Origin of the sequence: Desulfosarcina widdelii (assembly GCF_009688965.1) — a bacterium.
GTDB lineage: Bacteria > Desulfobacterota > Desulfobacteria > Desulfobacterales > Desulfosarcinaceae > Desulfosarcina > Desulfosarcina widdelii.
Map to the genome: position 1 here is coordinate 6,779,960 of NZ_AP021875.1, position 11,878 is coordinate 6,791,837.

11 protein-coding genes are annotated in these 11,878 nt (G+C 57.8%); 4 read left to right on the forward strand and 7 right to left on the reverse strand.

What is annotated here, in order from left to right:
* Positions 1 to 165 precede the first annotated feature (165 nt).
* The 7 genes from GN111_RS30970 to GN111_RS34260 all read right to left on the reverse strand — a co-directional run bounded on the left by GN111_RS30970 (position 166) and on the right by GN111_RS34260 (position 6,673).
* The gene (locus GN111_RS30970; protein WP_155307452.1) at positions 166 to 657 is read right to left on the reverse strand and encodes a hypothetical protein; all 492 of its coding nucleotides are present in this window, start codon (positions 655 to 657) and stop codon (positions 166 to 168) included.
* Between the two features lie 106 nt (positions 658 to 763).
* Positions 764 to 925, reverse strand: a complete 162-nt coding sequence (locus GN111_RS33490; RefSeq protein ID WP_170302543.1) for a hypothetical protein — start codon at positions 923 to 925, stop codon at positions 764 to 766.
* A 16-nt stretch (positions 926 to 941) separates the two neighbouring features.
* Complete coding sequence (gene qrcD / locus GN111_RS30975) at positions 942 to 2,246, reverse strand: menaquinone reductase integral membrane subunit QrcD (RefSeq protein WP_155307453.1); 1,305 nt, start codon at positions 2,244 to 2,246, stop codon at positions 942 to 944.
* A gap of 97 nt (positions 2,247 to 2,343) precedes the next feature.
* Positions 2,344 to 3,171 (reverse strand): menaquinone reductase iron-sulfur cluster-binding subunit QrcC, encoded by an 828-nt coding sequence (gene qrcC / locus GN111_RS30980; RefSeq protein ID WP_155307454.1) that lies wholly within the window; start codon positions 3,169 to 3,171, stop codon positions 2,344 to 2,346.
* 21 nt (positions 3,172 to 3,192) lie between these two features.
* Positions 3,193 to 5,361, reverse strand: a complete 2,169-nt coding sequence (qrcB, locus tag GN111_RS30985) for a menaquinone reductase molybdopterin-binding-like subunit QrcB (protein ID WP_155307455.1) — start codon at positions 5,359 to 5,361, stop codon at positions 3,193 to 3,195.
* 74 nt (positions 5,362 to 5,435) lie between these two features.
* Positions 5,436 to 6,122, reverse strand: coding sequence for a menaquinone reductase multiheme cytochrome c subunit QrcA (gene qrcA, locus GN111_RS30990; protein WP_155307456.1), 687 nt, complete (start codon positions 6,120 to 6,122; stop codon positions 5,436 to 5,438).
* Positions 6,123 to 6,547: 425 nt separating this feature from the next.
* Positions 6,548 to 6,673, reverse strand: a complete 126-nt coding sequence (locus tag GN111_RS34260; RefSeq protein ID WP_269433801.1) for a hypothetical protein — start codon at positions 6,671 to 6,673, stop codon at positions 6,548 to 6,550.
* A 33-nt stretch (positions 6,674 to 6,706) separates the two neighbouring features.
* On the opposite strand from GN111_RS34260, the gene GN111_RS30995 reads away from it, so the two are divergent.
* From GN111_RS30995 to GN111_RS31010, 4 genes are all read left to right on the forward strand, one after another.
* Positions 6,707 to 7,648, forward strand: a complete 942-nt coding sequence (locus GN111_RS30995) for an ABC transporter ATP-binding protein (protein WP_155307457.1) — start codon at positions 6,707 to 6,709, stop codon at positions 7,646 to 7,648.
* Positions 7,649 to 7,838: 190 nt separating this feature from the next.
* The gene (locus tag GN111_RS31000) at positions 7,839 to 8,591 is read left to right on the forward strand and encodes an ABC transporter permease (RefSeq protein WP_155307458.1); all 753 of its coding nucleotides are present in this window, start codon (positions 7,839 to 7,841) and stop codon (positions 8,589 to 8,591) included.
* Between the two features lie 15 nt (positions 8,592 to 8,606).
* Positions 8,607 to 10,484 (forward strand): Gldg family protein, encoded by a 1,878-nt coding sequence (locus tag GN111_RS31005; protein WP_155307459.1) that lies wholly within the window; start codon positions 8,607 to 8,609, stop codon positions 10,482 to 10,484.
* A 3-nt stretch (positions 10,485 to 10,487) separates the two neighbouring features.
* Positions 10,488 to 11,612, forward strand: coding sequence for a DUF4340 domain-containing protein (locus tag GN111_RS31010; protein WP_155307460.1), 1,125 nt, complete (start codon positions 10,488 to 10,490; stop codon positions 11,610 to 11,612).
* Positions 11,613 to 11,878 lie beyond the last annotated feature (266 nt).

The window sequence follows — 11,878 nt, forward strand, 5'->3', positions numbered from 1 at the left end:
TATGTTTTCAATACCTTGGTGATTGTCTGAAAATCCAATGGTTACGAAACCATCGACGTAAATAGACATAAAAGCGGTTCAACGGCAACCGATTTTGTTCCGACCAGGGCCTGTTTTAACGCTACTGACCTCTCCTTCGGGTTTCGAATCGGAGAGAAGCGGATCTCAATTACCGTACATGGGGCCGGACGGTCCCAGGTGGCAGGAGTAGCAGCCGAATCCGCGGCGGGTGATCAGGCTGAATTTTTTCTTGCCTAAAGCCTTGCTCATCATGGGGACCAGACGGTCAAGTTTCAGCCGGGTCGTTTCCGGGTATTTTTCGAATTCGGGCCCCAGCAGCAGTTCCCCGCTGAGCCTGGGAAGATGGGCTGTAGGCATCTGGAACCGGCCGGACCTGGCGTCTTCGCCGTGGCAAAGCCGGCAGTCCACCGCGGCGAACCGCTCGGGACGCCAGGAGGCAAACAGTTCGGCTGCCTGGGGAAGAACGAAGCGCTTCATATGCGCTTTGCGCTGGTCGATGTTCATTTCGTTCCAGCTCAGCCGCCGGCCTTCGGAACCGATGGGGCCGACCCGTTTGGGGTAGCATGCCCACAAGGCTGCAACGGCCAGGCAAACAGCAAAGACGGACACAATGGTCTTGGTGTTGATGGACAGCATAGCTTCCTCCCTTGCGATGGGTGGCGTCGATCCAAAAAACAAAGCGCTTCCCCGGTTTTGGATACGGAAGGAAGCGCTCGGTTGGTTTTGTTGGATAAGGGGCGGCTTAATGGTGGCCGTGACCGCCTTTTCCCTTGGACGTGTCGATGATGGCCTTGACAATGCAGTAGGTCATACCGATACCGATGATGTTCAAGGCGTACCAGAGACCGCCGTGAAAAACCAGGTGTCCGGCGTCCCAGAGCCATTCAAAACTGAAAGGAAACATGTTTTTTCCTCCTTCTTTAGGCTTTCGCCGGTTCCAGTTCCGCTGCGGGTTCGGTGGTGGCTTCCACAGGTTCAGGGGCTTCTTCCTCGATGGGGTTCAGTTCCGCTTCCTGGGGAAAGATCGGCAGGTAGCGGTACGAGATCATGATCAGGATGATGCCGTAGGCCACCGGCAGAATGGTGGTGGCCACTTCCTGCCAGCTCGGATAGTACAGGGCCCATTTGTCAAAAGGCATGACCGGCGTGGCCATAACCTGCAGGACCATTACCCAGCGGTTGAGCGATACGCCCATGACGCCTAGAAACAGGGCGATGACCCGCCAGACGGGATTTTTTCTCAAGGGCGGGCTGATCAGGATGATGGCCGGCAAGATTCCGCCCAGGCCGATTTCTGCAAAAAGGATCCAGTAGCCGTAAAAGGCGGTACCGGTGTAAAAGTCGGCCAGCGTCTGGCCCAGCCCCGGTGCCGTAATATTGGCCCAGCGGGCCGTATCGCACAGTTTGGCGATGGTGTAGGTGAAGATCATCCAGCCGGCGATCTTGGCCAGAAGATCGACGACGTTGTCCTTGACCAGCTTTTTACGGGTTACCTTTTCCGTAATCCAGGTGATCAGCAGGGTGAAACAGGGGCCGTAAGCTGCGGCGGACCAGGTGAATAGAAAGAAGGTCCAGGGCCAGATGAGCAGGCCTTCCCGGAATGCGAAGGGCCGCCCGAACAGGACGCCGGCCACACCACCCAGGGATCCCTGATGGAAAAAGGAGAGAAATGCACCGGTGGCGGCGAAGACCGCCATGATTTCGTGCATGTTGTGACTCAGGTTGTGGAAAAACGGCACCTTGTCCAACTGGCGGTTTTCCAGGATCAGCGGAATATACTCGATGGTCAGTACGGAGAAGTAGCACGAGAGGCAGAAGGCCACTTCGGTGAGCATGGAGTGCACATTGGCGTGCCAGAAGATGAACCACCCGCGCAGGGGCTGGCCGATGTCGATGGCCAGGATCAGCAGGGCCGAACTGTAGCATATGAATCCGATCAGCACGGCATAGTTGATGATGTGTTTCAGTTCATCTTTGCCGAAGATGTATTTGAGCAGGCCGCTGAAAAAGGCGCCGCCACCCAGGGCGATAACGGCCAGGTCCGCCCAGATCCACAGGGCAAAGCCGTAATAGTCGTTCATGTTGGTCTGGTTCAGTCCCTTGAACCAGCACAGCAGCATGGCATAGACGCCCCAGGCCAGCACAGCGCCCACAATGCCCAGTCCCAGGAGGAACTGCCACATGGGGCAACGCTTGACTCCTTTGGGTATTAACGCAGAATCCATAGGGTTAGTACTCCTCGCTCTTTACGGTTTGCCGTTCTTATCGTTTCGCTGCCGGTTTCAATTAACGCTTGAAACCGTCTTTACCGTAAACCCGCCTTTAATGATGCGGTTTGGAAACCTGGCCGGTTTTCTCGTGGGCCAGGTAGTTGTCGCCGGCCCGACGGACCCATTCCCGGCTGGACAGGTAGTAGACCTTGGTGTTGGTGCCAGTCCGCTCCAGAAGCCGGAAGGCCCTGGGGTTCCGGGACTTGTTGCCATTTTTGGGGTCCGGCCGGACAATTTGATGCACCTGGTGCTCCGGGTTGTTGAGGTCGCCGAAAACGATGGCCCCGGCCGGGCAGGCCTGGGTGCAGGCGGTCTGGTACGCATCTTCGGAAACCCGGCTTTCGCCGTTCAGATAGGCTTCGTTCTTGGCCTGCTGGTAGCGGTGAAAACAGAAACTGCACTTTTCCACCACCCCGCGCATGCGCGGCGAGACGTTGGGGCTGAGGTATTTTTCCATTCCCTCGGGCCAGACCGGATCCCACCAGTTGAAGTAGCGGGCATGATACGGACAGGCGGCCATGCAGTAGCGGCAACCGAAACAGCGGGTGTAGATCTGGCTGACGATGCCGGTTTCCACGCTGTAGTCCGTGGCCGTGGCCGGACAGACCGACACGCAGGGGCTGTGTCCGCCATGGCCCTCACAGTGCTGACAGGGCCGCGGCAGATAGCAGATATCCGTGTCCGGATACGATTTGCCGTTGGTAAGTTTGAAAACGCGTATCCAGGTAATGCTGTCCAGCTTGTTGGATTCGTCTTTCTTGAACGGCACGTTGTTTTCGGACATGCAGGCCACCATGCAGGCTCCGCATCCGGTGCACTTGTCCAGATCAATGGCCATTCCGTACTTCATGGGCGGGTTGTGTTTCTGCTCGTGTTTCATCTGAACCTCGTGTCAGGTTGGTTAGGCTTTGGCCAGCTTGGCCCGGATTCCCCAGGCAACGTCGTGCCCGCAGGCCGGGTCCTCCACCGGGCCGACGAGTTCGTTGAAGTTGACCCCCTTTCCGGCCAGGTAATCGTCGTAGGCCGTGTGGCCCAGGCCCCTGGCCATGGCGATTACACCGGGTTTGATTCCCTCGAAAAGATGGACGCGAACACGGGTTTCACCGCGTGGGGTGGTCAGCGTGGCCAGAGCGCCTTCTTTCAACCCTGCGTCGCCGGCGGTCCGGGGATTGATCTCAACGAAACCGTCCGGGCCCTTGATGACGGTGTCGGCGACGGTTTTGATCATGAAGGGGGTATCCCCGACGGTCCGGCTGGAGATCCGCAGGGTGTCGTAGGGGATCAGCAGCAGCGGAAAACTGCCTTCGTCGCCTTCGGCCGCAACGGCTGGCGCATTCATGCCTGCAACCCGGATGGTGTCTGAAATGGGATCGATATCGGTTTCCACCCAGACACCTTCCTCCATCAGGGCGTCCCATTTTTCCGCCAGGCTTTCCTCCAGGCAGGTTTCGTAGTCGTCCCAGGGGAAGGCATCGGCCATGGGGGCGTCCATGGCTTTGGCCGTCGCGATCAGCGTTTCTCCCAGATGGCGGGTGTTGAACTGGGGGGAAACCACCGGCTTGCTCAACCCGATCACCTGCTGGTGGAGTCCGGCGGCCACGGGTACGTCCTCGTAGCGCTCCAGATAGACGTGTTCGGGAAGCAGCAGGTCGGCCATGGCCGCGGTTTCGTCCTGGAACGAGGAAAAGCTGACGATAAATGGAATGTGGGCCAGGGCTTCGGTGAAACCCGTGCTGTCGCTCAAGTCGTGGCAGGGGTTGGCGCCGGCCACCATCAGCATCTGCAGCGGATAGGGGCCCGATCCGTTGACCCCTTCGCTCAGGCGGTTGAGCAGGTATTTGGCATCGGCGTATTTGCCGGCGCCCGCACCGTCGATGCGCGGCTGGCGGAGCCCGGCGGATGCGATCGTGTCGGTTTCCACTTCGGGCCACTGGATGTAGTCTGCTTGCGGGATGGCCCACATGCCGCCGTCCTGGTTGATGTTGCCGGCCAAGGCGTTGAGCAGGTAAATGGCAGCGGTTTCGCGCAGGCTGGTGGCGGTCTGTCCCTTGCCGCGTCCGCACAGGGCCAGCGGCCGGTTGGCCCGGGCGAAGCCTTTGGCCAGTTCGACTAGGGCGCCTGCTTCGATACCAGTCGTTTGGGCTACCTTCTCAGTTTCGTAAGCGGCCAGCAGGTCTGCTTTCAGCGCGCCAAACCCGGAAACGGCGCTGCTGTCCGCCGCCCCGTTGGCTACCATAAGGGCAGCGATCCCCAGTGCCAGATCGGCTTCGGTACCCGGGTTGATCGGCACCCAGCGGGTGGCCTTGGCCGCGGAATTGGACAGGCGGGGGTCCACCTGGACCACGGTGACGTTTTTGTCCTTCCAGGTAGAGGCCGCGGCGATCATGCGAACCGGCGATCCCCAGCCGTCCACGAGGCCGCTGCCGAAGCTGAGGATATAGTCGGCGTTTTCTACATCGTAGCCCGTTCTGCCGTCGTTGCCGAAAAGGGTTTTCACGGCCAACTCGTCGGCGTCCCGGCCCGATGGCATGCGGATGAAGTTGGGTGATCCGTAGGCGGTCAGAAAGCGCTGCAGCAGTGCCGGGACCGTTCCGCTGTCCGACTCGGAGATGGCCGCCACGGTATGGGCTTCGCCCCGGCTGCGGATGTCGGTGAGTTTGTCGGCCAGGATTTGCGTGGCTTCATCCCACGAAATTTTCTGCCATTTGCCCTCACCGCGTTCGCCGACGCGCTTCATGGGTGCTTTGATACGTGTGGGGCCATAGAGCATCTGGAGCCCGGACAGTCCCAGGATGCAGATGCCGCCGTCATTGACGGGATGGCCCGGCTGGCCTTCGATTTTGACGGCCCGGTTGTCGATCTTGCGCACGGAAATGCCGCAACCACCCGGGCACAGGGAGCAGGTGGAGTTCTCGTAAGTGGCCTCGCCGTCCGGGGGTACCGGCGTCCAGGGCCACATCTGCGACCAAATGGATGAGTCATCCATCAGTTTCCAGGGCAGCGGCGACAGTGCCGTGCCCGCTGCACCGCCGATTACGAAGGATAAGAAACTTCTTCTGTCAACTTTCATCTAATTTCCCCTCACCTTATATGCAAAGCAGAAGCTTAAAACCGTTCACCTGAAGGTGATTTCCCGCCGCCCTACTACTTATGACAGACGAAACAGGCATCGCGTCCGGTCTGTACACTGGAGGTATGGGTCATGCCCGCCTCTTTGTGGCATTGGGCGCAGTCGTCCATTTTCATGCGATCCCAGGAATGTTTCTTGATTCCCGCGATATTTTTACCCCAGATGTCCCGGCTGTAATTTGTGATGCGGTTGTATTCGTAGGGGCGGGATTCGGTCGATTCGCCGATGTGGCCGTGACAGGTGACGCAGTCCATTTTTGCACCGATGATATGGGCGGCGTGGGAAAAGAAAACGCAGTCCGGCTGCCGGGAATAGACCAGCCAGGGGACCTCCCGTTCCATGGCCACATACTGCTCGACGAAGATGGCCTCGTCTTCCGATTCGCCCATGGGCTCTTCATGGCAGTCGATACACTGGGCCAGCTTGGGAACCCCCGAAAAACTGCCGTCGTCCCGGAAAAAGTGGCAGCTTTCGCAGCCTTCGTCCACCTCTCCCACGTGCATGGCGTGGTTGAAGTTGAACGGCTGCTGTTTTTCGGAGTAGAGGAGCTTGGGAAAGATCACCCACCCAAGAACCATACTGGCGGCAAAACCGATGATGAAAAACAGGATGATAAACCCACCGGCGCCGTCCTTGCTGTCGGTAGCCTGTGCCGCGTCATCATCCATCACCTCTTTGGCATTTTTGTCTAAGGTACCCATGGATTCTCCGTCAACCGCTGTGTGATGATTTCTGCCGTGAAACCATTCTCCAAATTAATCCAAAACCACTACGTCAGCCGTCCCACCGATCTCCGACCCCTGGTCCAATGGTTTCAAACCGGCCGGATTCGTTACCGATGTGCTCATAAGCTCAAAATTCCAAGCGGGATGCCATCCCGCCTATGGGTGAAAAAAATGGGAGGTAGAACATGCGACTACCTACCCGCAGTCAGTCTTTTTGTCAAGAAAAAATGCTTGAAAACAGGCCGTTGACCGGATTTGGGTTCCTTGTCGAAAAGCGCCGAAACGGACCGATTTTGCCGGGTCGGAGTGACCCGCCGGCCGGCGCCCTGATTCGCCGCATCATCGGTTCCAAGAGAACGGACTTGACATGCGGGGGTCCAATATTATTTTTCTCCAGGATTTCAAAGGCAGCCGATTTCCGGCCTGCCGCAGACGATCCCCGGCGACACCGTTGTCCATTTTTCTTTGCCGCAGGCCTGCTTGGGTGCAGCCGGCAGGGATGCGGCTGAGGTGCCGCCTTGATGCATCGCCCTTCCTAAAGAAATGGAGAGCGCCCGTCTATGATCGAAGTTAAGAATCTGACCAAGCAGTTCGGCAATCATCTGGCGGTGGACCATATTTCCTTTACCGCCGAGAAGGGGGAAATCGTGGGCTTTTTAGGCCCTAACGGCGCCGGCAAGTCTACCACCATGCGTATGATCACCGGTTTTTTCCCGCCCACCGAGGGCACGGTGGTCATCGGGGGCAGCGATATTTTGAAGCAGTCTCTCGCCGCGCGCCAGAAAATCGGTTACCTGCCTGAAAACGCTCCTGTCTATCCAGATATGACCGTCACCCGGTATCTGGAATTCTGCGCCGAAATCCGCGGTTTTTCGGGGTCGGCCCGAAACCGCCGGGTGGGCGAGACTATCGAACGCTGTTTTCTTGCCGGCGTGCGAAACCAGGACGTGAATACCCTTTCCAAAGGATACAAGCAGCGGGTCTGCTTCGCCCAGAGCATCCTTCACGATCCCGAATACCTGATTCTCGACGAACCCACCGACGGCCTGGACCCCAACCAGAAGCACGAAGTGCGGCTGATGATCCGGGAAATGAGCGCCAGCAAGGCGATCATCTTCTCTACCCATATTCTCGACGAGGTGGACAGCGTGTGCAGCCGGGCGATGATCATCGCGGGGGGCAAGGTCGTGGCCGACGACACCCCGGATGGGCTACGCCGACGATCGGCCCTTCACGGCTCTGTGGTACTGACCCTCAAGGGGGAGGGGGCTGGAGACGTGCAGCAGAGAATCGAGGAACTGGGCGGCGTCGCTTCGGTATCGGTGGTGGACAGCGACAATGACGGCACCACGCTGCGCATCATCCCCGACGATCCCGGGGCGCCGGTTGCCGACAGGGTGATCGCCGCAGCCGGGCAGGACGACAGGGCGCGCATCTCTTCGGTGTTTGTGGAGCAGGGGCGATTGGACGATGTTTTTCGGGAAATCACCACCGGCAATTGAATTACGAGGCAATTTCAAAACGCCCCATTTCGGCCAATATCTTCGTTGGGCGCCCATTTCAATCCTCGGAATACTAAGTGTATGCCTCCGGTTGAAATGATCGCTCCGCCTTGATCTTGACCGAACTGCAGCATTTTGAAACCGCCTCTTACGGAAGTACCTTTTTCAGCATTTTAAAATGGAGTGATCCATGAATAACGGCAACATCTTGCGAAACGTACGCATAATCATGAAGCGCGAGTTGGCCAGCTACTTCGGCAGCCCCGTTGCGTATGTGTTCATCGTGATTTTTCTGCTGCTGACCGGATTTTTCACCTTTTACATCAGCAACTTTTTCGAAGCGGGGCAGGCCGATCTCAAAGGATTTTTTCAGTGGCACCCGTGGCTGTTCATGTTCCTGGTGCCGGCCGTGGCCATGCGGTTGTGGGCCGAGGAGCGGCGTCTGGGAACAATCGAACTGCTGCTGACCCTGCCGGTGACCGTCACCGATGTGGTTCTGGGCAAGTTTCTGGCCGCCTGGTGTTTTATCGGTATCGCCCTAGCCTTGACTTTTCCCATGGTGCTGACCGTGATCTACCTGGGCAACCCGGATCTCGGGGTGATCCTGTGCGCCTACCTGGGCTCTTTTCTCATGGCCGGAGCCTTTTTAAGTGTGGGTTCCATGACGTCGGCCCTCACCCGCAGCCAGGTGGTCAGTTTCATCCTTGCCGTCGTGGCCTGCCTGTTTCTAATCCTGGCCGGATTCGCACCGGTCACGGCAGTGCTTTCCGGCTGGGCGCCGGCCTGGCTGGTGGACCTGGTATCTTCGACCAGCGTTCTTTCTCATTTCGCATCCATCGCCAGAGGGGTGGTCGATCTAAGAGATCTGTTTTACTACCTCTCGGTGATGGCTTTCATGATTGTTCTCAACGGCGTTATTCTGCAAAACCGGGAATCGGCCTAAAGGAGTTGATTATCCATGAGCGACGGTAAGAGACGCATCGGAAAAACCGCATTTTCGGCCGGCGGAGCGCTGCTGGTACTGGCGATCCTGGTACTGGCGAACCTGCTGCTGGCCGGCACCAATCTTCGCTGGGACGCCACCGAGGACAATCTGTACTCTTTGTCCGAGGGCACCCGTAAAATTTTGTCCGACCTGGATCAGGACGTGGTGATCAAGGTGTTTTACAGCAAACACATGACCAACGCCCCTTCGAGCATAAAAACATTCGCCCAGCGGGTTATCGATTTTCTCTCCGAGTACGAACATTACGGCAAGGGAAACGTGAAGGTGGAAATTTACGATCCCAAGCCCGATTCCGAAGAGGAGGAGTGGGCGGTCACTTATGGGATGAAAAGCATCCAACTGCCCACCGGCGAAAATCTGTATCTGGGGCTGGTGGCCATGGCCGCCGACCGCGAAGCGGCCATTCCTTTTATCGACCCCACAAAGGAGACGCAGCTGGAGTACGACCTGACGCGCATTATCTCCCGGGTGCAGACCGCAAAACGCCTGAAAATCGCCGTCTACAGCGGCCTGCCGGTGTTCGGCCAGCCAGCCATGAACATGGGTATGACGCCTCAGTCCGGTACCGAGCCCTGGTTCTTCATCGAGGAGATGAAAAAGAGCTACGATCTGATCCAGGTCCAGTCAAACGCCGACAGCATCGATGCCGAAGCGGACCTGCTGCTGCTATTTCACCCCAAGAACATGTCCGAGGACCTGATGTTTGCCGTGGATCAGTACCTTTTGGGCGGAGGCAACCTGATGGTTTTCGCCGATCCCCTCTCTTTGATGGACGATCCGCGCATGGGCGGCGGCGGTTCTATCCCCGAAAAGCTGTTTACGGCCTGGGGCATATCCATGGAAAAGGGCAAGGCCGTTGCCGACTACACCTACGCCACCCGCCTGAGAAACCGGGAAAACCAGGTGGAGGAAAATCCCCTATGGCTTTCCGCTCCGGCTTCCGCGTTCAACGCGGACAACCTGATTACCGCCAACCTCGAATCCATGCTGCTGCCGGTTGCCGGTGCCATCGAAGTGCTGCCCGACAGCCCGACCACCGTCGATCCTCTGGTGCAAACCAGCACCAACAACGCCACCGTAGATGCCTTCATGCACAATATGGATGTCGCAACCCTGAGACGAGATTTCAAACCGTCGGGAACGGTGCGTAATCTGGCGGTGCGGATCAGCGGCCATTTTAAAACGGCCTTTCCCGATGGCAAGCCGGCTGCTTCTTCCAAGGAAGGCGATGCGACAGCCGAATCCGACCTCGGCGAGCCTCCGCCAGTGGTTAAGGAAAGTAAAAAGGAGGCAGTAATCGTCGTGGTTGCCGACAGCGACTTGCTTTACGACGGCTACTATCTGAGCCGGCAGAATCTGCTGGGGTTCACGATTTCCAATATTTTCAACGACAACCTCAATTTTTTGCTTAACAGCTGCGAGATGTTGACCGGCAATCCGGCCCTGATCGGCATCCGCTCCCGGGGCACCTTCGAACGGCCCTTTACCCGGGTCCAGGAACTGGAGCGCAAGGCCCAGGACCGCTGGCTGGACCAGGAGCAGGCCCTGGTACGGCAGGTGGAAGCCACCAACGAGAAGCTGCGCATGCTGGAACAGCAGAAGGACGCCGGCCAGCAGGCGATTCTCAGCGAAGATCAGGAGCGGGAAATCCAGCGTTTTCAGGAAGAAAAACTCAAGATCAACAAGGAACTCAAGACGGTGCGGCGAAACCTGCGCGCGGATATCGAGCAGCTCGGCAGGACGGTCAAGTTCGTCAATATTTTTCTGGTGCCCCTGCTCATCGGCATCGGCGGAATCGTATACGCAATCACTCGCAGAAGAAAGGTATAACCGATGAAGGCCAAGACGTTCGCGATACTGCTGGTGGCAGCGGGGCTCCTGGCGGCTCTGGCGCTGGTCCGTACGGGAAAGGACACCGGCACGACCGGGCCTAAAATGGGAGAAAAACTCTTGGCCGACCTGCCGGTGAACCAGGTCGCCGAGGTAGCCATCGCCGATGCCGAGAACCACACCACCCTGGTCAAGGGCGAGTCCACGTGGCAGGTGCAGGAACGCAGCGGCTTTCCGGCCGATTTCGACCAACTTCGGGATACGGTGGTCAAACTGTCCCGGCTCAAAATCGGCCGCAGCTTCCCCGGCGATCCCGACAGCCTGGCGCGGCTTTCTCTGCTGCCTCCTTCCGATCCCAACGCCTCGGCCGGGGGCACCCGGATCACCCTGAAGGACGCTTCCGGAAAGACGCTCGCCGATCTGGTTTTGGGACAGGTTCGCTCCAAAGAGGATGGTAGCAGCGGGGGGCAGTACCTGAAAAAAATTGATGCCGACGCGGTTTATCTGGTCGATGCCAGTTTCCGTTTTTTGAAGACGGCCCCGACCGAATGGCTGCAAAAGGAGATCCTGAATATAAAAGCCGATGCCGTCGAATCGGTAACCTGTTATGCCGATGAAGGCCAGAAACCAGTGTACACGCTGGCCCGATCCGAAAAGGGTAAAGACGCCCAATTGACGCCCATTCCCAAGGGAAGATCCGCCGATGCCAATCGGATCGATCAGGTCATAGAGGCCCTGGCACCGCTGACGGTGGACGATGTCCAACCGGCCGACGGCCCGGCGGCGATTGCTTCCGATCTCCCCAAGTTGGTGTACCATCTGTTTGACGGGCGGGAGATCGACATCTGTCCGGCCACCGCCGGCGAAGAGAGCTATACGCTGCGGATAGCGGCGCGGGAAACGGCGATGGAGGAAACGCCATCGGCCGTGGAGAGCACGCCGGAGGCGGATGAGAGTAAAGAACAGAAAGAGGAAAAAGCCGAGAAAGTGCAGGAACCGACCCCAAGAAGCGCCAAAGAGATCAACGACGCCCTGGGACCCTGGGTATTTTCCATCAAAAAATGGCAGTATGACAGTTTTGTTACCAAGCCGGAGTCGCTGCTGGAAGAGGTGAAGAAGGAAGAATGAGGGACGAGGGAAGATGGATGATGGATGATGGATGATGGATGATGGAAGTCGGAGATCTGAATTTAGGGATTCCGGGATTGAGGAATTGAGGAATTGGTTGAGCGGCTTTTCGCCGGTGTAAATTTACAATAAAAGAAACGGCCGGGAAAACAACTTCCCGGCCGTTTCTTTTATTGTAAATTAAACCTCGGCTATGCCCGAGTGATCCGAAGAGGTTCGGACCGGCCCGGCGAGGCATTCAACCGGCAAATGGCTTTTAGAACATC